This window comes from Pseudomonas sp. MYb327 (genome assembly GCF_040438925.1).
Classification (GTDB): domain Bacteria; phylum Pseudomonadota; class Gammaproteobacteria; order Pseudomonadales; family Pseudomonadaceae; genus Aquipseudomonas.
In genome coordinates this window covers 3432848-3458249 of the sequence record NZ_CP159258.1, presented here as the reverse complement: position 1 = coordinate 3458249, position 25402 = coordinate 3432848, and the positions used below count along the sequence as shown (strand labels likewise).

The window sequence follows — 25402 nt, the reverse complement described above, 5'->3', positions numbered from 1 at the left end:
TATCAGCAAATTAGTGCGTGACCTGTTCCCGTTGCTTCGCGGACAATCGCGCCTTTGCCGCTTCATGTTGCGGTGTATCGCGTTGCTGTTTGCCCAAGAAGGCCCGGCAACGATCAGGAGACGAAATGACTGAGGAGCGCGTCGAGCATTTGCTCGCCGAGGTGCAGGACGAGTTCGGCGTGATTCGTGTGCTGGAAGTGGCTGATTACCGTTTTCTCGAGTTCGGTGACGCCATTGAACAGAGCTGCGTATTCACCGCCGATCCGAGCTGGCTCGAGTACGATTACACACGGGCAATGCTGATCGGCGCGTTGTGCCACGAACAGCCGGAAAGCGCGCTGTTCCTTGGCCTCGGCGCCGGCACGCTGACGCAGGCCTGCCTCAAGTTCCTGCCGCTGGAAGATGTCGAAGCCATCGAGCTACGCCCAGACGTACCGCGCCTGGCCATCGAGTATCTGGGGCTGGACGACGATCCGCGTCTGTACATCCGCGTGGGCGATGCGCTGGACTTGCTTGATACCGCCGAACCCGCAGACCTGATCTTCGTCGACCTCTATACCGACGTCGGTCCGGGTGTCGGGCATCTGGCCTGGACATTCCTGGAAAACTGTCAGAAACGCCTGAACCCGGGTGGCTGGCTGGTGATCAATCAGTGGGCTACCGATGATGGCAAGCCATTGGGCGCCGCGTTGCTGCGCGGGCTCTACCATCGGCATTACTGGGAGTTGCCGGTGAAGGAGGGCAATGTGATTTTGATCGTGCCTTCGGAACTGGATCAGGAGCTGGATATAGAAGGCCTAATTGCCCGGGCTGAAGCGTTGGCGCCGCGGTTGGGGTATTCGTTGCAGACATTGATCAAGGCAATTCGCCCCGCGACGTAAACTGTTCCGGCCTCATCGCGGGCAAGCCCGCTCCCACAGTAATTGCGGTGCTCACAAAACCTGTGGGAGCGGGCTTGCCCGCGATGAGGCCATCAAATCCGATGCAAATCTCAAATGCCTTTGAAGATTCCGGGCCGCCGCTCCACCAGCGACCGCACACCCTCCTGCGCATCCTCGCTGGTCAGCAACTTCTTCACCAGCTCCGGCAACCCTTGCGCCGCCGCCGTTTCCCCTTCATATCGAGCCTGTCGCGCAGACTTCAGCGTCGCCTGAACCCCCAGCGGCGCCTGCCGGGCGATTCGCTCGGCCAGTTCTAACGCCCGAGGTAGCAAATCCTCGCTGGCCATGACTTCCTGCACCAGGCCCAAGTGCAAGGCATCATGCGCATCAAATTCGTCTCCGGTCAGCATCCAGCGCATGGCGTTGCCCCAACCGGCCACCTGATGCAGGCGCAGGGTGGCGCCACCGAAGGGAAAGATGCCCCGCTGCACTTCCATCTGCGCGAATCGAGTGTTGCTGGCGCACAGGTTGATATCGGCTGCCAGCATCAATTCGATGCCGATGGTCAGGCAATAGCCTTGCGCGGCGACGATCACCGGTTTGCTGACCCTCGGCCCGACGAACACACCCCATGGATCGCAGCCGCCGGGCGGCGCCTGCCAACCTTCGGTCAGCGCGGCGCTTGCGTTGACCAGGTCCAGCCCGGCAGTGAAGTGTTCGCCGTGGCCGAACACCACCGCCACTCGAGCGTCGCTGTCGGCTTCGAAATCGCCGTATGCCAGGCTCAATTCATTGAGCATGTCCAGATCGAAGGCGTTGCGTTTGGCGACCCGGTCCAGGCCGATCAACACCACATGACCACGTTTTTCACGGCTCACGCGACAGGTGTCGAGCTCTTTCATGGTGCATTCCTCGGGCGGGAAAGGGCGATCAGACCAAAGGTCTGTGTCTTGAAGGTGAACCGTTTTAGCGCCTTCGCCCGCAGGGCCGGGCCTTTGAAAAATAGACGCTTGCACGATTATCCGCAAAGCCTGTGACAGAACGCCGTACGCAGGAGTTTTGCGATAAAAAAAGCTCCCTTTTTCGGCAAATTCCGGTATAGTGCGCGCCGGCCTTTAGCCGGGCCGCGTTTAGGTAGAGCAATTCCCCGAAGTCAGCTTCGGCTGCACGTCCGTACTGCGGACTCTCCCTTGACGATTCTTTTCATTCATTCGTTTTCGCAAATCCCCGCCGACAAAGCTGCCAGGGCGACTCTTGAGTCTCAACACGGCACGCGCAGCTTTGGAGCATGGGTCTTTGCGGATGCACTTAGAGGCAGACCCATGACCCAGGAAACCGGCGGCTTCGCCGCTTTTAATCTTAATCCGAATATTCTTGCAGCCGTCACCGCGACTGGCTACGAAGAGCCATCGGCTATTCAGCAGCAATCGATCCCGATCATCATGGCCGGTCACGACATGATTGGTCAGGCGCAAACCGGTACGGGTAAAACCGCTGCGTTCGCCCTGCCGATCCTGCATCGCATCGATCCTGCAAAGCGCGAACCGCAAGCCCTGATCCTGGCCCCAACTCGTGAGTTGGCGCTACAAGTTGCAACCGCTTTCGAAACCTACGCCAAGCAAATGCCGGGCGTAACTGTTGTGGCTGTCTACGGCGGCGCGCCGATGGGCCCACAATTGAAAGCAATCCGTAATGGCGCACAAATCGTTGTCGCCACTCCGGGCCGTCTGTGCGACCACCTGCGTCGTGACGAAAAAGTACTGGCGACCGTGAACCACCTGGTTCTCGACGAAGCCGACGAAATGCTCAAACTGGGCTTCATGGACGACCTGGAAGTTATCTTCAAGGCTCTGCCTGCAACCCGTCAGACCGTATTGTTCTCGGCCACCCTGCCGCAGTCGATCCGTGCCATTGCCGAACGCCACCTGCGCGATCCGCAACACGTGAAGATCCAGACCAAGACCCAGACCGTTACCGCGATCGAACAGGCTCACCTGTTGGTTCACGCTGACCAGAAGACTTCTGCCGTTCTCAGCTTGCTGGAAGTGGAGGATTTCGACGCGCTGATCATGTTCGTGCGTACCAAGCAAGCGACCCTGGACCTGGCCAGCGCCCTGGAAGCCAAAGGCTACAAAGCCGCTGCGCTGAACGGTGACATTGCCCAGAACCAGCGTGAGCGCGTGATCGATTCCCTCAAGGATGGCCGTCTGGACATCGTTGTTGCGACCGACGTTGCCGCTCGTGGCCTGGACGTTCCGCGCATCACTCACGTGTTCAACGTGGATATGCCGTACGACCCGGAATCCTACGTTCACCGTATCGGCCGTACCGGCCGTGCCGGTCGCGAAGGTCGTGCGCTGCTGCTGGTGACTCCACGTGAGCGCCGCATGCTGCAAGTGATCGAGCGTGTTACCGGTCAGAAGGTTGCTGAAGTTCGTCTGCCAGACGCTCAAGCTGTTCTGGATGCGCGCATCAAAAAACTGACCAACAGCCTGTCGCCGCTGGTGGCTGAAGCTGAGTCGACCCACGGTGATCTGCTCGATCGCCTGACCGCCGACATCGGTTGCAGCCCGCGTGCCCTGGCCGCAGCCCTGCTGCGCAAAGCTACCAACGGTCAAGCGCTGAACCTGGCCGCTATCGAGAAAGAACGTCCACTGGTGCCGAACAACGCACCGCGTGGCGATCGTCCAGAGCGTTCCGGTGATCGTCCTGAGCGTGGTGACCGCGAGCGTCGCGCACCAATGCCACTGGGCGAAGGCCGTGCTCGTTGCCGTACCGCGCTGGGCGCGCGTGACGGTATCGCTGCCAAGAACCTGTTGGGCGCAATCCTCAACGAAGGTGGTCTGGCGCGTGAAGCGATCGGTCGCATCCAGGTGCGTGACAGCTTCAGCCTCGTTGAGCTGCCGGAAGATGGTCTGGAGAAGTTGCTGACCAAGCTGAAGGACACTCGCGTTGCCGGTAAGCAGTTGAAGCTGCGTCGCTATCGCGAAGATTGATCCGCCTCCGGGCTGATTGATCGAACATAAAAAATCCCCGACTGGTTCGGGGATTTTTTTTGCCTGCGATTTTTTATTCCTGCTTTTATTTCACAACATTTCCAAAGGACAAAAAAAACCGCCCAAAACAGGCGGCTAAAAGGGAAGAGGGATCACTGAATCAGTGAGTAAACGGATTATCCGCACCAACCAACGGGCAGTGAAATCAACTCTGGCTATGCTGGTGATAGGCGACAACTGCGCCTTGCAATGAAGCGGGGGCGATCGGTTTGGGGCGATTACTGCACAGGATTGGTGCGGTGCTTCCGTATTGGTTATCCAACCGATTGATATCAAAGCGTTTCTGCCGATGGCACGGGCCTTGCGATGCCTAGATGTCCGGGTGACAAGGAGTACGGCATGATCCGCACCTATTTTGATGAAATGTACGACGCCGGCGGTCAAGTCCGCCCGCATTATCGGGAGTTTGCCCGTTGGCTGGCCGAAACGCCTGACGAGCTTTTGGCACAACGGCGACGTGAGGCCGATCTGCTATTTCATCGCGCCGGGATTACGTTCACGCTCTACGGGGATGAGCAGGGGACAGAGCGCTTGATTCCCTTCGACACCATTCCTCGCAGCATTCCTGCCAGCGAATGGCGGGTGGTCGAGCGCGGCTGCATCCAGCGGGTCAAGGCGTTGAATATGTTCCTCGCCGACCTTTATCACGAGCAGCGCATCATCAAGGCCGGCATCATTCCGGCCGAGCAAGTGCTGGCTAACGAGCAGTATCAGTTGGCGATGCAGGGCCTGGATCTGCACCGGGATATCTATTCGCACATTTCTGGCGTCGATTTGGTGCGCGATGGCGACGGCACGTACTACGTGCTCGAAGACAATCTTCGTACACCGAGTGGCGTGAGCTACATGCTCGAAGACCGCAAGATGATGATGCGGTTGTTCCCGGAGCTGTTCGCGGCGCAACGTATCGCGCCCATTGATCACTATCCGAACCTGCTGCTCGATACCCTGAAAAGCTCCAGCCCTATCGATAACCCGAGCGTGGTGGTGCTGACGCCGGGACGCTTCAACAGTGCGTTCTTCGAACATGCTTTTCTGGCGCGGGAAATGGGCGTGGAACTGGTGGAGGGCGCGGACCTGTTCGTGCGTGATGACAAGGTGTTCATGCGCACCACCGACGGGCCAAAAGCGGTGGATGTGATTTACCGCCGCCTCGACGATGCGTTCCTCGACCCGCTGGCGTTCAATCCGGATTCGATGCTCGGTGTGCCAGGGCTGCTTTCGTCTTATCGCTCCGGCAATGTCGTCTTGGCCAATGCCATCGGCACGGGCGTGGCAGACGACAAGTCGGTGTATCCGTTCGTCACGGACATGATCCGCTTTTATCTGGATGAAGAGCCGATCCTGAAGAACGTGCCTACATGGCAGTGTCGTAATCCCTCTGAACTTTCCCACGTACTGGCCAATCTTCCAGAACTGGTGGTCAAGGAAACCCAAGGCTCCGGCGGTTACGGAATGCTGGTGGGGCCAGCGGCGACTGCAGCGGAAATCGAAGCCTTCCGCGCGCGAATCATCGCCAAGCCCCATGCCTACATTGCGCAACCGACGCTGTCGCTGTCGACCTGTCCGACCTTTGTCGAAAACGGCATCGCGCCACGCCACATCGACCTGCGTCCGTTTGTATTGTCTGGCCGCGAAACCCGGGTTGTGCCCGGCGGTTTGACCCGTGTCGCGCTGCGCGAAGGTTCCCTGGTGGTGAATTCCTCCCAGGGTGGCGGAACAAAGGACACCTGGGTGGTCGAGGATTGAAGGAAGCCTGCCATGTTAAGTAGAACTGCCTCGGATTTGTATTGGATGTCGCGTTACCTGGAGCGGGCGGAAAACCTCGCACGGATGCTCGACATCAGTTACTCGCTGTCGCTGATGCCACAGGATGGTCGCGGTGATGGCCTGCACGAATTGGCCATGCCATTGTTGATCACCGGCACCCTGGATGATTACCTGGAACGCCACGGCGAGTTGCATGCCGAACGACTGCTGCATTTTTTCGCCCTGGACGCGGCCAACCCGGCCAGCATCTACAGCTGCCTCGGCGCGGCGCGCGCCAGTGCCCACGCGGTACGTGGGCGAATCACCGCTGACATGTGGGAAAACATCAACGCGACCTGGCTGGAAATTCGCGGGATTGCCGAGCAAGGCCTTAGCCGATACGGCATGAGCCGTTTCTGCGAGTGGATCAAGGAACGTTCTCACCTGTTCCGTGGCGCGTCCTACGGCACGATCATGCGTAACGATGCGTTCCGCTTCATTCGTCTGGGGACGTTCATCGAAAGGGCCGACAACACTTTACGCCTGCTCGACGCCCGTTACGAAATGGCCGGCGATCAGGCCGAAGCCGTCAGTGATGGCACGGCCCACGCGTATTACCAGTGGAGTGCTTTGCTACGGGCCTTGTCCTCTTTCGAGGCGTACACCGAGATCTATCGCGACGCCCCCGGTGCCCGGCATGTTGCTGAGTTGCTATTGCTGCGGGCGGACGTGCCACGCTCCCTGCGCGCCTGCACCGAAGAAATCGACCAGATCCTCGCACAGTTGCCGGGGGCCAACGGACGCCCTGCACAACGCCTCGCGGCGGAAATCGATGCGCGACTGCGTTACACCGGCATCACCGAAATTCTCGACGAAGGCTTGCACGCCTGGCTCACCGAGTTCATCCCGCTGGTGCGCCAGTTGGGCAACGCGATTCACAGTTCCTACCTGGAGGCTGCATGAGACTGTCCATTAGCCACGAGACCACCTATCACTACGAAGATCAGGTGCGGGCGAGCATCCAGTACTTGCGCCTGACTCCCCACGACAGCGAGCGCCAGCACGTGCTCAGTTGGCAGCTCGACCTGCCGCGGCCGGTGCGTGCGCAACTCGATCCGTTTGGCAACATCTTGCATGTGCTGACCATGGACGAGCCGCACGAAGCGATCATCATCGGCGCCCGTGGCCAGGTTGATATCGACGAACTGCGCGAAGCCGAACACGAGAGCCAGTCAGCGCTGCCGTTTTTGCGTTTCACCCGTCTGACCGAGGCTGACCATGCCCTGCGCGCATTTGCCGAAAAGGAATGCAAGCAACGCCGGGACCGCACGGCGTTGATTGACTTGATGCATGGTCTGAATCAGCACATGACCTACACGCCGGGTTCCACCGAAGTGGATACCAGCGCCGCCCAGGCTTTCGCCGGGCGTTCGGGCGTGTGTCAGGACCACACTCACGCGTTCCTCGCCTGCACCCGCAGCCTGGGCATTCCGGCGCGGTACGTTTCGGGCTATTTGTACAGCGAAAACAGCGAGCATTTGGCCAGCCACGCCTGGGCCGAAGCCTGGCTCGATGACGCCTGGTACAGCTTCGACGTGACCAATGAACTGGCGCGACCGGAACGTCACCTTAAATTGGCGGTGGGCCTGGATTACCTGGATGCCTGTCCGGTGCGCGGGATGCGCCGGGGCGGTGGATGTGAGCAGATGCATGCGAAGGTATTTGTAACTCCGACGCCGAAACCGGTGATCTCCGTCCAGCAACAGTAATCAAACTCACCGCGCATCCCTTGTAGGAGCTGGCTTGCCAGCGATGAGGTCACCACAAAAAACATTACTGTTGAATGTGAGACCGTTTTCGCTGGCAAGCCAGCTCCTACAAGTCAGATGCGATCAGGGCTTAACCTTGCGCCCCGCCATATGCTTCAAATACCCCACCAACATCTCCAGATCCCCATCCGGCAATACCTCGGCCGAGAACCCTGGCATCTTCGCCTGTGGCCACTGGCGCAAACTCTGCGGGTCGCGGATGTAGCGCTTGAGGAAGTCCGCGCCGAAGTATTCGGTCGGGTTGTACGGAATATTCAGGTCAGGCCCGAACTGCGCATCCCCGGCACCGTTCAATCGATGGCAGGCCAGGCAATTCTTCTGAAACAGCGCAAAGCCCTTGTTCACCGGATCGTCCGCCTTCAATGCAGGATCGGGCAGCAGGGCAGGGAAGCGCTCCGCGACGGGCGCCATGCGTTTGATGCTGGCCACTTCGAATGGCCATTGCTCCGGGCTGATATTGCCCGCCTTCGGGTCGGTCCAGACCAGGTAAAACGGCCCGGCACTGTGCTTGCCTTCGGACAGCGGTGGCCAAGGGTTGGCCGGGTCTTCGATCGCCAGCCAGGCGCGTGCGCCCAGGGTCTTGAGTAGTGGCGCTGCTGACAATTCCGCAGCAAAGCCATCGAGCGCAACGGCTTGTAAGTGATCTTCAGGTTTGATGCCGGTCAGCAACGCGGCCACGGGCACGGCGCGATAGTTCATGTCCCGCTTGTACGAAACGTCGTTGGAGATCGTGATGGTCTGCACTTGAGGGTGCTTGAGCAGCTCCTCGGTCTGCCAGGTGCGACTGCTCGCGCCCAGCTCCAGGTTCAGCTGTGCGGCATACAAGGGCGTGTTGAGCAGCAAGGCCCCGAACAGAATGAGCGTTTTCAAAGTATCGCCGTCCATGTCGTGGAAGTGCCGCAAAGGGTGGCACAGCCACGCTGGCCCGGGTAGCGAGCCAGTCACATTTTTGAGTGGCGATTTATAACTCTTGCGCCGTATTTTTTGACGAACGACTAGCCGATCACCTTGGTCAGGTTCGGCAAAATCAACAACAGCGTGGTGGCGAAAAGAATGAGTCCGGCTTGACGTACTTTCGATTGTTTGAACATGGCTGACCGCCTTCTTTTTGTTATTTCCTGATGCTTGCCTACATATCTCCATGACGGCAAACGTTGCACTTCCTGTTGGACGAGCGCCTCGGCAAAACCCGACGACAACTTCGTACATGTTCACCTTAGAGCCCGCGTCACCCGTGGTTTAGATCCATTTAGTATGGTTGTCTTAATATTTGCTATTAAAAAGGTATGAGGCCTATTGCCAGCTTCTTGTGCGGCCTTTTGCTAGACACCTGCGAGTCATTCCCCGGTATTTCCGATAGCCGACTACCGTCCGTCTGAGCGTGTGCGTCAACGTTGCTGAGCGTTGCGGTCATTGAATCCCTGTCGGCTCGGAATATGGTGGGGGCTCCTTCAAAAGATCAAAAGATCGACAACAACAAGATCGAGGAAGCCATGACCCAAGCTTTGATTTTCGACGCGTTGCGCACGCCCCGTGGCAAAGGCAAGGCTGATGGTGCCTTGCACAGTGTCAAACCGGTGAACCTGGTAGCCGGGTTGCTGACGGCTCTGCAGCAGCGAACTGCCCTCGATACCAGTCAGGTCGATGACGTGGTGCTCGGCTGCGTGACGCCCATTGGCGATCAAGGCTCCGACATCGCAAAAATCGCTGCTCTAGTGGCTGATTGGGATGTCAGCGTGGCTGGAGTGCAGATCAATCGTTTCTGCGCCTCGGGGCTGGAAGCGGTGAACCTTGGGGCGATGAAAGTCCGTTCCGGGTTCGAGGATCTGGTGGTGGTTGGTGGCGTCGAGTCGATGTCGCGGGTGCCGATGGGCAGCGACGGCGGGGCCTGGGCGCTGGATCCGCAAACCAATCTGCACAGCCATTTCACTCCGCAAGGCGTGGGAGCCGATTTGATCGCCACGCTGGAAGGCTTCAGTCGTCAGGACGTCGATGCCTATGCACTGCATTCGCAACAGAAAGCCGCTCGGGCACGGGCCGATGGTTTGTTCAACAAGTCGCTGGTACCGGTGCAGGACCAAAACGGCATCATCCTGCTCGACCACGATGAATTCATTCGCGCCGAAACAACCCTGGAAGGCCTGGGCCAGCTGAAGCCGAGTTTCGAAATGATGGGGCAAATAGGCTTCGACGCCACCGCACTGCGGGTCTACAGCCATGTGGAGCGGATCAATCACGTCCACACCCCCGGCAACAGCTCCGGAATCGTTGACGGCGCCGCGTTGATGCTGATCGGCTCCGAGGCCAAGGGGCGGGTGCTGGGCTTGCAGCCACGGGCTCGGATTGTCGCTACAGCGGTCACCAGCACCGATCCGACCATCATGCTCACCGGCCCCGCGCCGGCCACCCGCAAAGCACTGGCCAAGGCCGGGCTGCGGGTCGAGGACATCGACCTGTTCGAGGTCAACGAGGCCTTTGCCTCGGTGGTGTTGAAGTTCATCAAGGACATGGCGGTCGACCCGGACAAGGTCAACGTCAACGGCGGCTCCATCGCCATGGGCCACCCGCTGGGTGCGACCGGTTGCGCGATCCTCGGCACCTTGCTCGATGAACTGGAAACCCGGCGCCTTCGCTATGGCCTCGCGACCCTGTGTGTCGGCGGCGGCATGGGCATCGCCACCATCATCGAACGCCTCTGAGCCCCGAATTCAAGGACAAGTGACATGACCCAAGCCATACGTTACGAAAAAGGCCAGGACCAAATCGTCGTCCTGACCATCGACATGCCGGGCCAAAGCGCCAACACCATGAACTCGGTTTACCGCGAGGCCATGGCAGAGTGCATCGCTCGCCTGGTGGCCGACAAGGATGCCATCGCCGGCGTCATCATCACCTCGGCCAAGAAAACCTTCTTCGCCGGCGGCGACCTCAACGAGCTGATAAAAGTCGGCAAGCCCGAAGCCAAGGCTTTCTACGATATGGTGCTGACCCTCAAAAGGCAGCTGCGCACCCTGGAAACACTCGGCAAACCGGTGGTGGCGGCGATCAATGGCGCGGCGCTCGGCGGCGGCTGGGAAATCTGCCTGGCATGTCATTACCGCGTGGCGCTGGACAATCCGTCGGTGCAGCTCGGCCTTCCGGAGGTGACGCTCGGCTTGCTGCCGGGCGGCGGCGGGGTAGTGCGCATGGTGCGTATGCTCGGCCTGGAAAAAGCCCTGCCGTACCTGCTCGAAGGCAAAAAGGTGCGACCGCAGCAGGCGTTGCAGGCGGGATTGATTGATGAGCTGGCGACGGATCATGACGAGCTTCTGGCCAAGGCCCGAGCGTGGATTCATGCTAATTCAACAGCGGTGCAGCGCTGGGACGTAAAGGGTTATCAGATTCCGGGTGGCACGCCGTCGCATCCTAAAGTCGCACAGATGCTGGCCATCGCGCCGTCGATTTTGCGCAGTAAAACCCAGGGCTGCATGCCTGCCCCGGAGAAAATCCTCTGCGCGGCCGTAGAAGGCGCCCAAGTGGATTTCGAAACCGCGCACCTGATCGAAACCCGCTACTTCACCGAACTGACCACCGGCCAGGTCTCGAAAAACCTGATCGGCACCTTCTGGTTCCAGCTCAACGAAATCAACGCCGGTGGTTCCAGGCCGCAGGGATTCGCCCCGTACGTCAGCCGGAAAGTCGGTGTGCTCGGTGCCGGGATGATGGGCGCGGGCATTGCTTTTGTCAGCGCATCGGCGGGTATCGATGTGGTGCTCAAGGACATCAACCTCGCGGCAGCGGAGAAAGGCAAAGCGCACTCCGCATCATTGCTGGACAAGAAGGTCGCGCGAGGCCAAATGAATGCCGAACAGCGTGAAGCCGTTCTTGCGCGCATTCAAACGACAGAAAGCGATGCCGATCTGGCCGGCTGCGATCTGATCATTGAAGCGGTGTTCGAAGACCGTGAGCTGAAAGCCCAAGTGTCATTGGCCGCGCAACGTATTGTCGGTCCGGACGCAGTGATCGCATCCAACACCTCAACCCTGCCGATCAGCGGACTGGCGACAGCGGTGCCGGATCAAGGCAAATTCATCGGCCTGCATTTCTTCAGCCCCGTGGAGAAAATGCCGCTGGTGGAAATCATCAAGGGCGCCAACACCAGCGACGAAACCCTGGCTCGCGGTTTCGATTTCGTACTGCAAATCAAGAAAACCCCGATTGTGGTCAACGATAGCCGTGGCTTTTTCACCTCGCGGGTGTTCGGTACGTTTACCAATGAAGGCATCGCCATGCTCGGCGAAGGCATCAGTGCGTCGATGATCGAGACCGAAGCGCGCAAGGCGGGCATGCCTGTAGGACCGCTGGCGATTTCTGACGAAGTTTCTCTCAGCCTCATGAGCCATATCCGCCAACAAACAGCCAAAGACCTTCAGGCAGAAGGGAAACCGCTGATTGAGCACCCGGCATTCGCCGTGATTGACTTGCTGCTTAACGAGTACAAGCGACCGGGCAAGGCGGCTGGCGGTGGTTTCTATGAGTATCCGGCCGGCGGCCAAAAGCATCTGTGGCCGGAACTGAAGAGCCGTTTTGAAAAGGCTGACGGGCAGATTTCACCGAAGGATGTGCGTGATCGCCTATTGTTTGTGCAAGCCATCGAAACCGTACGTTGTGTGGAGGAGGGCGTGCTGACCTCGACGGCCGATGCCAACGTCGGTTCGATCTTCGGCATCGGATTTGCCGCGTGGACCGGTGGTGCGCTGCAGTTCATCAATCAATACGGGATCAAAGACTTTGTCGCCCGCGCCCAGTATCTGGCCGGGCAATATGGCGAACGTTTCGCGCCGCCTGCGTTGCTGCTGGAGAAAGCGGCCAAAGGGGAGGCGTTTTAGGGATCAGTGACACATTCCGGGACTTGCCTTGATAGCGTGTTTCAAGGCAGGCTCTGGGGTGTGCATTATTCCCATCACGTGTCAGGTATTTTTTATGTCGTTACGCATCTGCATTCTGGAAACCGACATCCTGCGTCCGGAGTTGGTTGACCAATATCAGGGCTACGGGCAGATGTTCAAACACCTGTTTTCGCAGCAACCCATCGCCGCCGAGTTCACCGTCTACAACGTGATGCAGGGCGAGTATCCCAGCGATGACCTGACGTTTGACGCCTACCTGGTGACCGGTAGCAAGGCCGATTCCTTTGGCACCGACCCGTGGATCGAAACCCTCAAGACTTACCTGCTGACCCGCTACGAACGTGGCGACAAGTTATTGGGCGTGTGCTTCGGCCATCAGTTGCTGGCGCTGTTGTTGGGTGGCAAGAGCGAGCGTGCGACGCAAGGCTGGGGCGTTGGCACCCATCAATACAAACTTGCGGCCAAGGCGCCGTGGATGAGCCCGGTGAAGGAAGAGCTGACCTTGTTGATCAGTCACCAGGATCAGGTCACGGCCCTACCGGAAAACGCCACGGTAATCGCCTCCAGCGAGTTCTGCCCATTTGCCGCGTACCATATCAATGATCAGGTGCTGTGCTTCCAGGGGCATCCTGAATTCATTCACGACTATTCGCGTGCCTTATTGGAGATTCGCCAGCAAGCATTGGGCGAACAGGTTTTCTCGAAAGGGATTGCGAGCCTTGAGCAAGAGCACCACGGCACCACAGTTGCCGAGTGGATGATGCGGTTTGTGGCGCACAGACCTGAAACGCAGTCGGTATAAGGACGAGGCGTCACTGTGGCGAGGGAGCTTGCTCCCGCTGGGCAGCGAAGCGGCCTTAAAAAACGGGTCTGCTACGTAGTCCAGCGGGGGCAAGCTCCCTCGCCACGACAGTGGGTCAAAGCCATCCCGACTTCTTGAAACTCGCCCACAACCCCACACATCCCACCGCAATAAATCCCAGCACCCCGAAATACCCGTAATGCCACGTCAACTCCGGCATGTTCTGGAAGTTCATCCCGTAAATCCCGGCCACGGCCGTCGGGAACGCCAGAATTGCCGCCCACGCTGCAAATTTGCGCTGTACCACGCTCTGGCGTGACGCCTCCAGCAACACCCCAACCTCGATGGTCTGGCTAGCGATGTCCGCCAGCGTCGTCAGATCTTCCATCTGTCGTGTGACATGAATCTGCACATCGCGAAAATACGGGCGCATGTTCTTGTCAATGAACGGGAAGTTCAGCTTTTGCAACTCCTCGCCAATCTCCACCATCGGCGCCGCGTAACGGCGCAGGCGCAATACATCGCGACGCAGACTGTGCAGGTTCTGGATGTCGCGTTCATTCAGCGAGCCACACATGACGTTGCGTTCCAGCTCATCAATCTGGGCATGAATGGCTTCGCCCATCGGCTGGTAGTTTTCGATCACGAAATCGAGGATGGCATAGAGCACAAAATCTTCCCCGTGCTCGAGCAATAGCGGCCGCGCCTCACAGCGCTGTCGGACATAGGCATAGGACGCCGAATGGCCGTTGCGTGCGGTAATGATGTAGCCATTGCCGGCAAAGATATGCGTCTCGATAAACTGAAGTTTGCCGTCTTCCATAATCGGGGAATACGTGACGATGAACAGCGCATCGCCGAAGGTTTCCAACTTAGGGCGACTGTGCTTCTCCAGTGCATCTTCGATGGCCAGTTCGTGCAGGTTGAACTGACGTTGCAAGTTATACAGTTCCTCTTCGTTCGGCTCTTCGAGACCGATCCAGACGAAGTGACCAGGCTTTGCGGCCCAGGCCGCGCCTTCGTCTAGGGTGATATTGGTGACTTTCTTACCAGCGCTATAAACCGCAGCAGCAACAACTCTACCCATGGTTGATTCACTTCTTGTTGGCAGCTTTCTATTAGCAAAGATGGCCGTGGCAGGCAGTGCCCAGCTTAGCCTTGTCTGCTACTTGAGAGTCAGTGAAATCTGCTGAGTTCGCAGGCAAAAGGTTCCAGGCAAAAGAAAACCCGCATCAGGCGGGTTTCTTTCACGCGGCTTGCAGTTGCCGGTCCATCGCGTCTATGCATTCGCGCATCTGCTCACGGCATTGGGCAATCAGCATCGGCATGTCATCCAGGCTTAAACCAGCAGTAGGAATGGCAGGCAACGAGCGGATCAGAATTTTCCCACTGCGCCAGCGGTTCAATCGCATGTGCTTGACGTAACTGCTGACACACACCGGCACGATCGGCACCCCGGCAGCGATGGCCATCTGGAAAGCGCCCTTCTTGAACGGCAGTAGTTCTTCACCGAGGTTACGCGTGCCCTCGGGGAACACCCAAATCGAGGTGTCCTCGTTTTGCAGGGTGTGGGTGGTGGTCAACATCGACTGGCGAGCTTTGTGCGCGTTACCGCGGTCGATCAATACATTCCCGGCCAGCCAGAATAACTGACCGAACAACGGCACCCACTTGAGACTCTTTTTGCCGATGCACACGGTCCGACGGGGAACGACGTTGCCGAATACAAACAGATCGTAGTTTGACTGGTGGTTGGCAACGATGACGCAGCTGTCGGGTTTATCCATCAACGGACCGACTTCGGCCTTCACCCGCAAACGTAAAATACACATCGCCGGCCACGCATACAGGCGGGCGCACAAACGACTGTTGTCCGGATTGAAAGGGCGGCACAGGCCAAGAATGACACCCAGCACACCCGCCACAATAAAGTGCAGACCCATCAATGACATACGTAAAACAAACAGCATTTTCAGGCCCCACCGGGACAAAAGGTGGCGCAGTGTACGGATGTGCACTGTTTTCGGCAATTGCCGCTATAGAGGTAGGAGATAGGCGATGTTTGTACGCATGTTTCCGACTTATGGGTCAGGCGCGGTTTAGAGCGGTTGTAGGCTTTTTAGCTTCAGGCGTAAGAAAAAGCCCGACACGATGGTCGGGCTTTTCGGTGGAACAGGATTCGGCTTAAACCAAATGTTCCTGGTCCTGGATAATTGCATTGTCCAGGGTTTCCAACAGTGCCTTGCGCACTTTCAACTTGGTGTTCTTGTGCGCCGTCATATTGATCTTCTTCAACTGACGCGCTGCTGCTAGCGCTGCACCTTGCAATTCCTCGGCTGACACCACGACATCGAGGAAGCCGGCATCCACGGCAGTCTGCGGATTGAACATTTCGCCGTTGATCACCGAACGATGGAACGCGGACTTGCGCAGACGATCACGGGCCAGTTCGATACCGGCGTGGTGCATGGTCATGCCGATCTGCACTTCATTCAGGCCAATGCTGAACGGGCCGTCGACACCGATGCGGTAATCCGCCGACAGCAGCAGGAACGCGCCTTTTGCCACCGCATGCCCAGTACAAGCCACGATCACCGGGAACGGGTGCGACAATAGGCGACGGGCCAGCGTCGAGCCTGCAGTCACCAGCGCCACGGCTTCTTTAGGGCCGGACGTCATCACCTTCAAGTCGTAACCGCCCGAGAGAATCCCCGGCGTACCGGTAATGATCACCACCGCACGATCAGTCACCGCCTGATCCAGCGCAGCGTTGAACGCAGTAATCACGTCCGGAGAGATGGCATTGACCTTGCCGTTGCTCAGGGTAAGGGTCGCGATACCGTCTTCGAGATGGTAGGAAATCAACTCACTCATGACGCTATTCCTTTCAGTAAAGTTGGGCAGACGTTACCCACCGCCACAGGCCAGGTAAAGCGCCGTGACTGACTTGCCAGTCACCCTTTTCCCGCTCGTCGAACGCATCCAGCCACGCCAGCCGCGAATAGCCCCTTATATAGATGGGAGCGCGAAGCCGAAGATTGGCCGGTTTGCCATGCCCTTAAGCCACAGAAACGGCTAATCGCGTTAACCACATGAAAATTCTGAAAAAAATATTTGCCATCAGAAAAGCTTTCGACTACATTAGCGCGCCTCGACAGACAGAACATGTTTGAAGAGATACGGTGAAGTGTCCGAGTGGCTTAAGGAGCACGCCTGGAAAGTGTGTATACAGGAAACTGTATCGAGAGTTCGAATCTCTCCTTCACCGCCAAATTCGATAAAGACAGAACCCCCGGTTTCGAAAGAAGCCGGGGGTTTTGTGTTTTCTGGTGTTGGATTTTGGAATGTTCAGCGCTCCCCATATTTTCTACAGCGCTTTAGGCTAGCCCATTGAGGGTTGAAGTTTCTTACTTTGGATAGGGACGCATCTGAAGCTGAGCCGGGGTACGCTTGCGCCAATGACAACGTTATTAGCCTCAAAAGTAGAACCCGGGATGGAGTCGCGACTAGTCAAGCTTGAAACGCCTGTTGAATGTATTCGGCGTGACCTTGATGGCATTCGTATGGATGTTCTGGAGCATCGTAATGAAATCCGGTCTGACTTTCGTATTCTCTTCAGTGTGCTGATTAGCGCGACGGTTGGTTTGGCCGCGATAGTGGCGAAAGGGTTTGGGTGGGTTTAACCCTCGCAACCGTCGAGGAAATTTTCGAGATGACGTTAGGCGCTGGCTCACCCTCTGAACAAGCAGGAAGTCCAATGATCACTACCACGACCCACACCATCGAAGGCCGACAAATTACTGCTTATCTGGACATTGTCAGCGCCGAGTCGGTGCAGGGCGTCAACGTTATTCGCGATATGTTCGCGGGCATGCGCGATGTTTTCGGTGGCCGCTCCCAGACGTTGGAGCGCGCATTGAAGGAGGCGCGTGTTCAGGCTACTGATGAGATCAAGGAGCGGGCGCGGGCACTCCAGGCTGATGCGGTGGTGGGGCTCGATTTTGAAATCAGTATGCCGGCCGGCAAAGGCGGGATGGTGGTGGTATTTGTGACCGGTACGGCGGTCAAATTAAGGTGATGAGGTAGGGCCTTTCGTCGGGCATTTGATAAGTGAATTACAAGTCCAGTCGTGACCGGCTAGTCTCAAAAACCTTGGTGGTCGATATTTATTCAGGCAAAAGGGCTTGCCGGTGTCGATCCCGCTTTTGAAGAGGGGTGAAGAGATGGCTGATCCGTATATCGAAGACGACGGTGCAGAGTTTCCGATCAATAACTGTGTGCAGTGTGGGCAGACCGCATACGTTGCCAGCTTCGGCGAAGACCAGACTGAGGTCGACAAGATAAAGAACAGGGCGTGTCGAGTTCAGAAAGGGAAATTTCTCCCTAAGGTGGCGGCTCGGGTCAGGAAATAAAGGCCCCACAGGCAGACCCCGTCTTTGAGCGGGGTTTTTTGTGCCTGAGGAATGTGTGAACGATTGTTTAACCTCGGTATTTTTCACAAAGTTTTCACAAGGGTCTACGTAGGCTCAACTCATCCGTTAGAAAGCAACACCCTGCCCGTTCCCCAGCGGGCTTTTTTTTGCCTGTCATAAAACCTTTTCCATAAAAGCTGTCCAACCGTCGCTAACAGCGAGGTTGAGCGCGCGTATGACTGGACTTTATTTGCGCTAAAGCATTCAATCTCGCCCCTTCGTTTTTCACCCCCCTATTTTTGAGGTTTCGTCATGCGTTTTACTGTGCCTGCTCTGGTTCTGGGTCTTCTGGTTGCTCAAGGTGCAATGGCTGGCGATGGCACCGCTGCAGTGGGTGGCGGTTTGGGCGGTGCGCTGGGTAACGTCGTAGGCCAGAGCATGGGCGGCAGCACTGGCGCAGCCATTGGTGCCGGTGTAGCAGGCGCAGCAGGCAGTGCGGTTGCCGCCAAAAAAGGCCACCGTACTAGTGCCGCTATCGGCGGTGGCGTGGGCGCTGCCGGTGGTTCGGTGATCGGTAACAGCCTGGGCGGCAAGACCGGTTCCACCATCGGCGCAGGCCTGGGTGGTGCATTGGGCGGCGGCGTGGGCAGCAACCTGGCCAAAGGTCACAAGCGTCACTGATCCTGATCGATCAACTTAAAAAGCCCGGCTCAATGCCGGGCTTTTTTGTTTATGAACGTTTCTTGCGGTGGCGGCTCAAAGTCATAGGCCCATCGAAGAATACGAGGCAGGCTATGACAGCGATTATTAAAGGCAAGGAAGTAAACAGCTCCGTACGTTTAACGTTGTCTGTGTTGTTTTTTGGACTGCTAATCACGCCTTTGGCGATGGCGGCCGGTGACGGCACTGCTGCCGTTGGTGGTGGCCTTGGCGGCGCGCTTGGCAACGTAGTTGGTGGCCAAATGGGCGGCAGCACGGGCGCAGCGATAGGTGCGGGTGTGGGTGGTGCGGCAGGCAGTGCGGTCGGCGCCCCTAAAGGCAGTCGCACAGAAGCAGCGGTCGGCGGTGGCTTGGGCTCGGCGGGTGGCTCAGTGATTGGTAACAGCCTCGGCGGCTCAACCGGCTCGACCATTGGCGCAGGCCTTGGAGGGGCTGCGGGTGGTGCGGTCGGCAACAATCTGGGGAGCGATAACGACAGCTCCCATTCCGGTGGTGGCCATAAACACAAGCATAAGCATAAAAACAAACACCACTGATTCATCATCCCCTTACAGCAGAAACCCGGCCAAGCGCCGGGTTTTTCGTGTCTGTGCTTTGCCCAGGAACATTTGCCTTCGGTGAACCCTCGAACTTCATACACCCCTGAACAATGTGAGGCTTGCGATGACCCCGGAAACTGAAGGCAAAGAAGAGAAAGGCCCGAGCGGACTGCCGTTCATTAACGATCCTGGCAATGAAGATCCGGGCTCATTGATGGACGATGCAACAGTGCCGCTTAATGATTCCGATGATGCAGGTGATGTGGGTAACGTCGATTTTGAGGATGAGGACGAAGATGTCGATTAATCGGAGTTTGCGGTTGAGTTGACCGGTTGTCTCCCGAATCGAACGCGAGCGACACATTCTTCTCGAAACTTCAGGGCCTGCATTTCAGGCTCTTTGAGAGGTGCATGATGAACAATGATCCGAATGATACCGGTATCGACGAAACGCCTGAGTATCCATTGCCCTCACCGACTGATCCCCTGAGCCGCGATCAGCGTCCGCCCGACGATGATGCGGGTGTGGAGCAGGTTCCCAACGATGACGTTAAAGGTACGGACTCTGATGTCGAGGCCTTACCTGATGATCCTGATATAGCTGGTCAAGATAGCTCGGGCGAACCTAGCTGAGGCGGTCCAGAAACTTTAAAAGGAGTGGACCATGAACAGGTCAAAACTCACGGCTATGACAGTGACCATGTTGTTATCGCTCAGTGCATTGTCGGCATTTGCCGGCAGCAGCGGTGCGCCAGTGGATAAGGGCGGGATGCCGCCTTCAACTGAAATGAACGCCGGTTCCGGGCCGGAAAATGCTCTACCTCCTGGCACTATTGGTGGAGGGAATGGTGGTGATGCGAATGGGAGTAGTACTAGCCGAGAGACGGGGAGTGGAGCTATGAGTGGTGGGAATTCTATGGGGAGTGGTTCTGGGAGCGGGTCTGGAGGGGCAGGTAGTTTTGGGGGAAGTGGGGGGAATTCGGGTGGTAAGAATGGTCATGAGGGAGCGGGAGGCGGGAGTTAAAGATAAGTAAATATTGCAGGCCCGGAATCATCCGGGCCTATTAGTTTGCAGGGAATAAGTTACCTAATTTTTTCTGATTTAATCCATTTCATATAAAAATCTCGTTGCTCACTTGGATTGTTCGTCAGATTGTTTTCGTCATAGTCAAATATATAAATAACATCGTTTGTTGATGATGCTTTTCCCAGCGTCAGTTCGTATGCCTTTAACCCTAGAGACATCTGCGATGACATGCTAGATGTATGAACGTTGATTTTTGAGCCCTTGCAAAGAAACTGTATGTTAGTGTTATCTTCCCTTACCCTCCCAAAGCATCGGTAGAAGTCACTGTCTGTATAGGTTTTTCTAATATTGTTTTTTTTCAGCACTAAAGTTATAGAAATAGCTCTGTTATCACAGATCAATTGAGCTGTTTCCTTTATTCCGTTGCTAAAAATTATGATTTCAACATTGGATATCATTTTTTTATTTTCCTGTTTGGATTTGGTATCGAGTAGCCGAACTCTCGGCCGTCATCAATAATTAATGTCGCTCCGAGAACATCTTCGTTACTTACGCGGCCGCGTATGGCAATCTCCTTTTCCTCTCCAAACTGATACATCGCACCAAGCTCTTTCTTCAAATCATGTCCCGGAATTTTTTGAAGTGTGAAGAGATAGCCAATTCTCGTATTAAAACCCGTAGCAAAAAGTTTTCCTACATCTCGGGAGGTAGAGGTACTAATGAAATTGCTCGGGGGGTTGTCGCTGTCAATCGAATGTAGAAATAAGTCATTACTTTTTCCTTTACTTTTGAATCCATTTTCAAATACGTCATCTGGTTCCATTACATCGCCGCGATATAGGTAATCTTCTTCCCGCTTGGGTTTCGGTAGGATGGGTGCCCCCTCATCAACCTTCACCGTCCCTGTCGGATCCCGCTTCGCAATAGTCGGCTTCTTACAGCCATCTCCACCCGGGCAATCACTCAACCCCAACGGATCCACCCACCCCGTCGGATTCGGCGTATAGCGATACGGGTTGAGTCCGCCGGCCAGCTTCACCGGATCCGGCGTCAGATACCGCCCGCTGTCCGGCTGGTAATAACGATGGCGGTTGTAGTGCAAACCGCTTTCCGTATCGAAGTACTGGCCCTGAAAGCGCAGCGGTTGGTCCAGCTGTTCGCCACCGCCATGGCTTAGGTGGCTGAGCTTGCCGTAGGCGGTGTATTTGGCCGACCAGACGATCTCGCCGCTGTAGTCGGTGAGTTCCTGCGGCGTGCCGAGGTGGTCGAGTTGGTAGTAGAACGGGCAGGCTTTTTTCGGGCCTTTGCCGTCGAGCAGGGCCAACGGGCGGAAGCTGCCGGGTTCGTAGAGGTAGCTGCGGTAGTGCGTCGGGCTGCTTTCGGCGACGAGCTGGTCGCCTTGCCAGAAGAAGGTGGTGGTCTGGCCGTCGACGGTCTTGTCGATGCGTCGGCCGAAGGCGTCGTAGCGGTAGGACGTTTCGCGACCGTCCGGCAGGTTGATGCCGATGAGGCGGTGCTGGCTGTCGTAGCGGTACTCGGTGACGTGTTGGCCGCGGCGTTCGCGGATCAGGTTGCCGTAGGCGTCGTAGTCGTAATGGCGGTCGCCGTGGCGTCGCAGGCGGTTGCCCTTGAGGTGCCAGGGGCCGGGGCGGTCGTGGATCAGCAGGTTGCCAGCCGGGTCGTGGCTGAAGTGTTCCGGGTCCTGGTCACGGGCGTGGCGCACGTGGGTCAGGCGGTCGAGTGGGTCGTACTGGTAGCGGCGTTGGCCGTGGCGGGTGTCGCTGATTTGCAGGAGGTTGCCGTTGGCGCCGTAGGCATAGTCGCGGCGATACAGCGGACGCTGGTTTTGGCTGACGGCATGGGCCTGCAAACGGCCCTGTTCGTCGTAGGCGTAGTCGCTCAGCAACAAACCTTGTTGACGGGTTTGTTCGCGACCACCGACGAAGCTGTGCGTGGTCAACCGCGAACCGTTGAGGTCGATGGCGGTCAGCGCCCCGCCCTCGGCGCGGTGGTAGTGCAGGCGGCTGTTGTCCGGCAGGCGCAGGTGCTGCAGTTGACCACTGACGTCATAGCCGTAGCGCAAGGTGCCCCAGCCCTGATGTTCGCTGATCAGGCGGTCGTGAACGTCGTATTCGAACTCCAGCGGATGGTCCTGGCCGTCGTCGACGCTGACCAAACGACCGAGGCTGTCGTAGCGGTAGTCGACCTTGCTGCCGTCGGGCAAGGTCTTGACCAGCAGGCGTCCGGCGCTGTCGCGTTGGTAACCGGTGACGAGTTGCGAGCCGTCATCGCCAAACTCGGTTTTCTCCAACAACTGGCCGTTGAGGTCGTAGGCATACGCCGTGCGGCGACCGTCGAAGCCGGTTTCCTGTCGGATCAAACCACCGGGCGTGTAGTCCAGGTGATAGGTGTCACCGGCTTCGTTTTCAATCTCGGTGAGCAACAGCTGCGCATGTTCGTAGCGGTACTTCAGCTCGCTGCCGTCGGGGTTGATCCGTCGACTGACCAGGTGCAGGTCGTCGGCGTATTCATAGCGGGTGACGCGGTCCAGTTCGTCGCGCTCGGCGGTGATCCGGCCATAGGCGTTGTAGCTGAAGCAGCGGCGGGCGCCGTTCGGCAACGTGGTTTGCAACAGCCGACCCACCGCGTCCCACTGGTAACGGGTAACGCCGCCGAATTCGTCCTGCGCCGTAGTTCGCCGCCCCAGCGCATCGTAGGCAAACTGCCGCCGCCCACCGTCGGGCAGGGTTTCTTCCAGCAGTTGCCCGAGACTGTTCCACTTCAACAGATGCTGACTGTGATCCGGATAGCGGATCGCCCGCAGCCGCCCTTGCGCGTCGTACTCGTGGTAGGTGCTCTGGCCGTCCGGGTCGATCAGCCAGGTGATGTCGCCCTGGGCATTGCGCCGGTAGGTCCACTTGGCGTTTCCGCGATACCGCGCATGCAGGAAACCTTTGCGGTACTCGTAGGACGTCGGCTCATCTTCCGGTGGAATCAGCGCCACCAGCCGTCCGACTTCGTCGTAGCGGTATTCGGTCACCGCGCCGAGCGGGTCCTGCTCGGCGATCAGCCGCCCCTCGGCGTCATAGGCCTTGCGCCGTTCGCCCCCGTCGGCCTCGACCCGGTGCACCAGCCGAGCGTGCTCATCGTGGACGTAGACTTCTTCGCTGCCGTCGGCGTGTTTGAGCCGCACGCCGCCGGTGTCCTCCCAGCTGTAGCGCGTGTCCATCTGCGCAAACGACGCCCAGTGGCGGATGCAGCGCGCCGTCTTGCCGGAGCGTTCCCACTCCCAGTAAAAACTCGCGCCACCGGCCAGTTGCCGCTGCAAGATGACGTGCTGTTCGTCATAGTCGTAGCGCTCACTTTCATTCGCAGCGTTGGTTGCGGCGATCAGCCGTCCGCGGGCGTCGTAGGCATAACTCACCAGCGTCTGCTCGGTGCGCCAAGCCGGTGCCTGCTCGTCGGCGAGGTGAAAGCGCTGGTAGTCGACGGCGATCAAATGCTGCCGCTCATAACGCAACAACAGGGAACGACCTGCGCCGTTGTCGAGGCGCAGCACGCGGTCGGAGAGATCGCGCTGCAGCGTCAGACGATTGCCATAGGCATCGCTGATCGCGCTCAGACGCCCATCGAGAAAGTGAAAGAACCGCGCCGACTCACCGGCCAGCGCCACGATCAACTCTTCGGGCTGATCACCGAGGTAGATCGCCGCCCGCGACAGGCTGTTGTGGATGACCGGGCGGGTCAGGCTTGGCAACGGAAACGCTGTGCGGCGGTTCTCATGGTCGACCCAGGTGACCGTGTCGCCAGAAAGCTCCAGGCGATGGGCCAGCGAATGACTCCAGCCAAAACCCAGGCCGCTGTCGAGTTCTACGGCACTGGTGCGATAGAGCCGGGTGAATTCGAAGGGCAAAACCCCGTCGAGAACAGCGTCGGTCAGGGTCAGCAGTTCCTCGCCGGTGACCATCGACACCGGGCAGCCGTGGGTAGCTGTGAGATCCGCCGAATCGGCGCTGTCGCCGTTGGGGTTTTTCGCCTGGCTTGGAACATCCTCCCGATGTTCCTGCCGGCCCAGGCGGGTCATGGCTTTCGACTTGTTACGAGCAATGGCAAGCGGATTGTTTACGAGTGCATCCGCCGACCCCGCCGCGCTGATTTGCAACGGAACCGCAGGAGTCGGTCTCACCGGCCCGTTTCGGGCATTGACCATCAGCGGCTTGAGCACGCCTGCATGAGCGGTCAGATCAGAGCGGGCGGTGAGCTCGCTCAGTCGTAAACCCGCCGCTGCGAGCCAGCGTCGGGTGCGCTCAGACTTGATCTTGTTCAGCACCTTGGCACTCATGCCAAGCTTCAGACCTGTAGGCCCGGTTAAGCGCACTAGCAGGAAACTGACCAATAGCTCTGTACGAATTTCCGCCACGACTTCGGCGATGTACTGCGGCGGCAACATCCTCAGCCAACTGGTGAACGCAGCGAGATGAATGAACACCAACGGCTCATCACTCAACACCAGCAACACATTGGCGATAGCCTCTGACGACGCGTCCAGCAGCGCCTCAAGCTCGGCTTGACTCAGATATTCAAGGAGTTTTGTGCTGTTTGTTTGCAGGTCGGAAATCAGCGCGAATAGCTGCTTCACGTCATCCCACAAACCATGCAGCGAATCCTCAAATCCTCGCCAGTCGGCTCGTTGCAGCATGCCGTAGCGTTCGGTGAAGCCTGCTTCGGAAAACCCGGCCCACTGCGGCTCAAACTCGGCCGTCCATTCGTTGCGCAACCAGCCTTCCAACTCGCTGATGACACCTCGATAGGAGTCGTAGAGCGCCTTGATGTGAGCAGTGGAAACGTCGGGAAAGAAGGTGATGCGGTAACGGTTGCCGCGCCAGCATTCGGGGATTTCGAGGATGCCGCTGGGGCCGATGGTTTCGTGAATCGGTGCGCCGAACGTCGGCCCATTCGGCCCTTCAGATAACAGCGGTTCGAGCATCACCGGTGTGTTGCCAATCGGCACGAAGCGCGCGGCTTCAAACATATGTACCAGGGTTAGCGGCCCGCTGGCGGGGCACATAGCGACGGTAGAACTGACTGGGGTGGTTGAACTCTTTGGCGTTGTGAGGCGAACGTCGTTACCGATCTTGAACACCTGCTCAACTTCCAGCGCCCCACCGGTCCAGTAGTTTTCCGCCCACGCCTCGTAGTTGTTCAGGCAGAGGCGGAAGTCCCCGACCAGGGCCTCAACGTCCGGCTGCTCGGGGGGCATGGCGGCGACCACCAGCAAGCCGATGGTGTTGTTGAGAGCCAGCAGCTTGTCAGGATGGAACATTCGCGGTCTTTCACTCGGGTGAAGAGGGAGCGCGAACTCTGCTGGGGATCACGGAAGAAAGATGTCGGGAAAGGAGGCGTTTGATGTAGGGCGAATCGCTAAATGCTCGGCCGCATCGGGATTTGTCCGTTGCTCTATGCCAACCGTGCTCGCTATGCTGCTGAACCCTTTAATC

General features: G+C 57.9%; 20 protein-coding genes and 1 tRNA gene. 15 read left to right on the top strand and 6 right to left on the bottom strand.

The annotated features are described in order from the left end of the window. Positions 1-125: 125 nt before the first annotated feature. Entirely contained in the window at positions 126-881 is a 756-nt protein-coding gene (locus ABVN21_RS15495; protein ID WP_339552767.1) for a spermidine synthase, read from the top strand. Between the two features lie 110 nt (positions 882-991). Here the strand turns inward: ABVN21_RS15495 and ABVN21_RS15490 are convergent, their stop codons facing one another. Then, positions 992-1783 carry a crotonase/enoyl-CoA hydratase family protein gene (locus ABVN21_RS15490; RefSeq protein WP_339552768.1) on the bottom strand — a complete coding sequence of 264 codons (792 nt, stop codon included), beginning with the start codon at positions 1781-1783 and terminating at the stop codon, positions 992-994. Positions 1784-2203: 420 nt separating this feature from the next. On the opposite strand from ABVN21_RS15490, the gene ABVN21_RS15485 reads away from it, so the two are divergent. The 4 genes from ABVN21_RS15485 (at position 2204) to ABVN21_RS15470 (ending at position 7455) form a co-directional block, all read left to right on the top strand. Beyond that, a complete protein-coding gene (locus tag ABVN21_RS15485) occupies positions 2204-3877 on the top strand; it encodes a DEAD/DEAH box helicase (RefSeq protein ID WP_034150150.1) in 1674 nt (557 codons plus the stop codon). A 399-nt stretch (positions 3878-4276) separates the two neighbouring features. Further along, positions 4277-5686, top strand: coding sequence for a circularly permuted type 2 ATP-grasp protein (locus tag ABVN21_RS15480; protein WP_339552769.1), 1410 nt, complete (start codon positions 4277-4279; stop codon positions 5684-5686). 12 nt (positions 5687-5698) lie between these two features. Then, complete coding sequence (locus ABVN21_RS15475) at positions 5699-6649, top strand: alpha-E domain-containing protein (RefSeq protein ID WP_034150148.1); 951 nt, start codon at positions 5699-5701, stop codon at positions 6647-6649. Continuing rightward, positions 6646-7455 (top strand): transglutaminase family protein, encoded by an 810-nt coding sequence (locus ABVN21_RS15470; protein WP_339552770.1) that lies wholly within the window; start codon positions 6646-6648, stop codon positions 7453-7455. The genes ABVN21_RS15475 and ABVN21_RS15470 overlap by 4 nt, the downstream gene beginning before the upstream one ends. 123 nt (positions 7456-7578) lie before the next feature. On the opposite strand, the gene ABVN21_RS15465 is transcribed toward ABVN21_RS15470, so the two are convergent. Then, the gene (locus ABVN21_RS15465) at positions 7579-8400 is read right to left on the bottom strand and encodes a cytochrome c (protein ID WP_339552771.1); all 822 of its coding nucleotides are present in this window, start codon (positions 8398-8400) and stop codon (positions 7579-7581) included. A 608-nt stretch (positions 8401-9008) separates the two neighbouring features. On the opposite strand from ABVN21_RS15465, the gene ABVN21_RS15460 reads away from it, so the two are divergent. The 3 genes from ABVN21_RS15460 (at position 9009) to ABVN21_RS15450 (ending at position 13206) form a co-directional block, all read left to right on the top strand. Beyond that, on the top strand, positions 9009-10214 hold the full coding sequence (locus ABVN21_RS15460; protein WP_339552772.1) for an acetyl-CoA C-acetyltransferase: 1206 nt from the start codon (positions 9009-9011) through the stop codon (positions 10212-10214). A 24-nt stretch (positions 10215-10238) separates the two neighbouring features. Then, positions 10239-12383, top strand: coding sequence for a 3-hydroxyacyl-CoA dehydrogenase NAD-binding domain-containing protein (locus tag ABVN21_RS15455; RefSeq protein WP_339552773.1), 2145 nt, complete (start codon positions 10239-10241; stop codon positions 12381-12383). A gap of 94 nt (positions 12384-12477) precedes the next feature. Next, positions 12478-13206, top strand: coding sequence for an amidotransferase (locus ABVN21_RS15450; RefSeq protein ID WP_339552774.1), 729 nt, complete (start codon positions 12478-12480; stop codon positions 13204-13206). 115 nt (positions 13207-13321) lie between these two features. Here the strand turns inward: ABVN21_RS15450 and ABVN21_RS15445 are convergent, their stop codons facing one another. The 3 genes from ABVN21_RS15445 to ABVN21_RS15435 all read right to left on the bottom strand — a co-directional run bounded on the left by ABVN21_RS15445 (position 13322) and on the right by ABVN21_RS15435 (position 16080). Next, positions 13322-14293, bottom strand: coding sequence for a magnesium and cobalt transport protein CorA (locus ABVN21_RS15445; protein WP_339552775.1), 972 nt, complete (start codon positions 14291-14293; stop codon positions 13322-13324). A 160-nt stretch (positions 14294-14453) separates the two neighbouring features. After that, positions 14454-15176, bottom strand: a complete 723-nt coding sequence (locus ABVN21_RS15440) for a 1-acylglycerol-3-phosphate O-acyltransferase (RefSeq protein ID WP_339552776.1) — start codon at positions 15174-15176, stop codon at positions 14454-14456. Positions 15177-15390: 214 nt separating this feature from the next. Beyond that, positions 15391-16080, bottom strand: a complete 690-nt coding sequence (locus ABVN21_RS15435; protein ID WP_339552777.1) for a crotonase/enoyl-CoA hydratase family protein — start codon at positions 16078-16080, stop codon at positions 15391-15393. A gap of 307 nt (positions 16081-16387) precedes the next feature. On the opposite strand from ABVN21_RS15435, the gene ABVN21_RS15430 reads away from it, so the two are divergent. From ABVN21_RS15430 to ABVN21_RS15400, 7 genes are all read left to right on the top strand, one after another. Beyond that, positions 16388-16477: transfer RNA gene (locus ABVN21_RS15430), tRNA-Ser, on the top strand. 486 nt (positions 16478-16963) lie between these two features. Continuing rightward, on the top strand, positions 16964-17284 hold the full coding sequence (locus ABVN21_RS15425) for a YbjQ family protein (RefSeq protein WP_339552778.1): 321 nt from the start codon (positions 16964-16966) through the stop codon (positions 17282-17284). A 145-nt stretch (positions 17285-17429) separates the two neighbouring features. Further along, positions 17430-17618 (top strand): hypothetical protein, encoded by a 189-nt coding sequence (locus tag ABVN21_RS15420; RefSeq protein ID WP_339552779.1) that lies wholly within the window; start codon positions 17430-17432, stop codon positions 17616-17618. A gap of 312 nt (positions 17619-17930) precedes the next feature. Then, complete coding sequence (locus tag ABVN21_RS15415) at positions 17931-18299, top strand: bacteriocin (RefSeq protein WP_339552780.1); 369 nt, start codon at positions 17931-17933, stop codon at positions 18297-18299. A 113-nt stretch (positions 18300-18412) separates the two neighbouring features. Beyond that, a complete protein-coding gene (locus ABVN21_RS15410) occupies positions 18413-18874 on the top strand; it encodes a glycine zipper domain-containing protein (protein WP_339552781.1) in 462 nt (153 codons plus the stop codon). Positions 18875-19001: 127 nt separating this feature from the next. Further along, positions 19002-19184, top strand: coding sequence for a hypothetical protein (locus tag ABVN21_RS15405; protein ID WP_339552782.1), 183 nt, complete (start codon positions 19002-19004; stop codon positions 19182-19184). A 107-nt stretch (positions 19185-19291) separates the two neighbouring features. Continuing rightward, entirely contained in the window at positions 19292-19510 is a 219-nt protein-coding gene (locus tag ABVN21_RS15400; RefSeq protein WP_339552912.1) for a hypothetical protein, read from the top strand. Positions 19511-20358: 848 nt separating this feature from the next. Here the strand turns inward: ABVN21_RS15400 and ABVN21_RS15395 are convergent. Further along, complete coding sequence (locus ABVN21_RS15395) at positions 20359-25227, bottom strand: RHS repeat-associated core domain-containing protein (protein WP_353637207.1); 4869 nt, start codon at positions 25225-25227, stop codon at positions 20359-20361. Between the last annotated feature and the right edge of the window lie 175 nt (positions 25228-25402).